The 1,142-nt window shown below is 48.6% G+C and carries 1 protein-coding gene; it reads left to right on the top strand.

The features are described from left to right. On the top strand, positions 1-1,142 hold a 1,142-nt coding region (locus Q0590_RS37360), incomplete at both ends, for an FG-GAP-like repeat-containing protein (RefSeq protein ID WP_302042790.1).

Here is a 1,142-nt window from a genome sequence, read left to right as displayed (position 1 = left end):
CCTTCCTTTTCCAATGGCTCAGCCTATGGCGACTTAGACAATGACGGGGATTTAGATCTAGTGGTCAACAATGTGAATATGCCCTGCTTTGTCTACCGCAATGAATCAGTGCAGAAACTGCCCGAACATAAGTATCTGAAAGTCTCTTTGCAGGGAGCAGACAAAAACCGCTATGGCATCGGGGCAAAAGTAACGTTGTACTATGATTCCACCCTGTCCTATCAGGAGCAAATTCCGATGCGCGGCTTTGAGTCGAGTGTAGACTATCGGCTCAACTTCGGGCTAGGCAAAGCAGCAAAGATAGATTCACTTGTCGTGCAGTGGCCCGATGGCAAGGTGCAGGTCTTGAGAGAGATAACACCCAATCAACATCTGACTCTCAAGCAACAAGAAGCCGCCTTAGCTATGGTTACTAAGAAGCTCAGTCAGCTAGAAGAGCTTACTTTGTTTAGCCAAGCGGATAGAGCAGATTACGGAATAGATTTTGTACATGAGGAAAACCCTTTTTCAGACTTTGACCGTGACAAGCTTTCTTTCCACATGCTTTCTTCGCAAGGTCCTGCCTTAGCCAAAGGCGATGTGAATGGGGATGGCTTAGAGGATCTGTATCTAGGAGGAGCCAAAGGGCAAGCCGGTGCTTTGTATGTGCAGACTGCCACAGGCCACTTTACAAGGTCTAATCAAGCATTACTGGAAAAGGATAAAGAAAGTGAAGATACAGATGCCCTGTTTTTTGATTGTGACGGGGATGGGGATATGGATTTGTATGTGTGCAGCGGCGGCAATGAGTTTTCTCCCAATGCGGCTGCACTTTTGGACCGCTTGTATATCAATGAAGGCAGAGGCAAGTTCTCCAAATCGCCTCAACTATTACCCTCCTTCATCTTTGAGAGCAGCAGCTCGGTGGCTTCAGCCGACTATGATGGAGATGGAGATCAGGATCTGTTTGTAGGCGTTAGGCTCAAGCCTTTCCGCTATGGACAAGCCTGCAAGAGCTACCTGTTACAAAACGATGGCAAAGGGCAGTTCAAAGATGTGACAAGCCAGGTAGCTCCTGGGCTGCTCAAAGCCGGCATGGTCAGTGATGGGCAGTGGCTGGACTATGATAGGGATGGGGATCAGGACCTGGTGCTCACAGGCGA

The organism is Rhodocytophaga aerolata, assembly GCF_030503435.1.
GTDB classification, from domain to species: Bacteria; Bacteroidota; Bacteroidia; order Cytophagales; family 172606-1; genus Rhodocytophaga; species Rhodocytophaga aerolata.
The sequence above is the reverse complement of the archived record's forward strand: the minus strand, read 5'-3'. Positions and strand labels throughout refer to the sequence as shown.